Below are 2079 nucleotides of genomic sequence, written 5' to 3' on the forward strand. Positions count from 1 at the left end.
AGGGGCGAAGCCCCGTCATCCACAAAAAATCACAAACCTTACTCTGTGGGAATTACATCAAACGTCGCCGCTTTACGCTCAGACGCCGAGCCCGGCTGCCCCAAGGTCAACACACCGCCATTCACCATCAGGTAATGTTCACGATTCTCCAGCGAACGGAAGGACGCACCCTCTCCCACCAGACCATCAACCCGCTCAAAGGTCGCCGCACGAGCGAATTCGTCGGTACCGTCGTGCTCAACAATGGCGACATCGCCGTCTTGCGCCACCAGGTAGTAGCCCATCCGGGTTTCGGGCTGGAAGGAGACGGTGTTGCCGCCCTGCTCTACCAGGGGTTCGACATGCCACTTGTACTGCCAGTGATCGGCGGCGTTCAGTTCGGCCAGGGTGGTTTCTTCGCCATCGCCATAGCGCACGTATTCATCGGTATCCGCATGGCTCTGCAGCGCCTGGGCCGCGTGGGTGATGCCCGAGGCGGTGGGGGTCAGTTTCTTGATGGTGCCGTCGGCGTTGTACTCCAGGAATTCCATGGAGACGGAGCGGCGGAAATTGCCGCCGGTAGGCAGCGCGGAGGTGTGGTAGATGAAGTAGTCTTCACCCTGGTACTCCAGGATCGCCTGGTGGCTGGTGCCGCTGTCTTCGAGCACGTCCATCAGCAGGCCTTTGTATTCCCAGGGGCCTTCCGGGCTGTCGCTCATGGCGTAGGCCAGCTCTTCGGGGTAGTTCATGGCGTAGGTCAGGTAGTATTTGCCATCTTTCTCGTGCACCCAAGGCGCTTCGGTGAAGGTGCCGGGCATGTCGAACTCGACTTTGTGGACCTCGCCGTCGAACTCGATCATGTTGTCTTTGAGTTTGGCGTAGTAGAGGTGGGAGTTACCCCAGTACAGATAGGCCTGGCCGTCGTGATCAATGAACACGCTCGGGTCGATGTCGTCCCAGCTGTGGCTGTGTTCGATCATGTGAGGAGCCGGCTCGGTGTCGTTGGGGTCAATCAGCGGTTTGCCCAGGGCATCTTTCCAGCCGGTGACCGGATCGTCGGACACCGCTACCCCCAGGGTATAGCCGCCCTGCCAATCGCCTTCTTCGGGCACTGGCATACGCACCGTGGTGTACCAATAGAACTTACCGTCGCGCTCAACCGCCTGCGCAGCCCAGGCGGAATCGCCATCGGCCCACTCGAAAATGGTGCGCGGCACCTCGCCCTCGAGGGTCCAGTTTTCCAGGTCGGTTGAGGAGTAGATGTTCCACTCCTTGAGGACAAAGAAATCCCCGTCCACTGTGGCCTCGTCGTGACCCACATACAGGTAGACCTTGCCGTCGTGGACCAGGGCGGCCGGATCCGCGCTGAAGCGTTCGGTGATGATGGGGTTGTCCGCCTGAACGCCCGCCGCACCGGCGAGCCCAATCAGGGTGGCGCCCAGAGTGCGCTTGAATGATGTCGACATGATGTTCTCCTGCTTGCCATTGTTATGAAGTCATTGGTATTTTGAATATCATAATACAATTCAAGCAGTAAAATCCAGATTCCGTTTTGTAGATATGGTCCGGCCCGGGCTGGGACCTCAGTGCCACATTCATACTCAGTGTTGAGGTAGCGATAGTCGGATTACGCGCGTTTCGCTAATCCGACCTACTGAGCGTGCTTCGTGGATTGATCAGCTCGATACCATATGTCGGGTGCGCTCTAGGTCCTGCTCGTCGTTATCCACGAACTTGAACTGATTCCAGGCCAGTCGGATCTTGTCGTTATGGTGGAGTCGCAACCGCTGCGCCACTCGCTGATCGTTCACAAAAGTGCCGTTGGTGCTCCCCAGATCCTCCAGATAGTATTCCCGAAACTGCGGGAAATCCGGATTGGGCTTCACGCTCATGCGGGCGTGACGACCGCTGACCGCGCTATCGTCAATCAGCACGTCACACTCGGGGTGACGCCCCAGCGTCAATTCACCACCCACAAGTTCAAACTTGTGAACGGCGACATCGTCTACGAGTTGAATCAACCAAGCCATTGTTGGGTACCTTTTTAAATATAGGATAAAGATGGCACTGAGGTCTGCGACGGGGAATACCGTTTCAAGA

At 57.5% G+C, this 2079-nt stretch carries 2 protein-coding genes; both read right to left on the reverse strand.

Going from position 1 to position 2079, the window contains the following annotated elements; genetic code table 11:
* Positions 1-38: 38 nt before the first annotated feature.
* Complete coding sequence (locus B3520_RS03725; RefSeq protein ID WP_286807204.1) at positions 39-1445, reverse strand: family 43 glycosylhydrolase; 1407 nt, start codon at positions 1443-1445, stop codon at positions 39-41.
* Between the two features lie 210 nt (positions 1446-1655).
* Complete coding sequence (locus B3520_RS03730; protein ID WP_024459878.1) at positions 1656-2009, reverse strand: FHA domain-containing protein; 354 nt, start codon at positions 2007-2009, stop codon at positions 1656-1658.
* Positions 2010-2079: the final 70 nt, after the last annotated feature.

This window comes from Marinimicrobium sp. UBA4509, assembly GCF_002388575.1.
In the GTDB taxonomy this organism is placed as follows: Bacteria; Pseudomonadota; Gammaproteobacteria; order Pseudomonadales; family Cellvibrionaceae; genus Marinimicrobium; species Marinimicrobium koreense.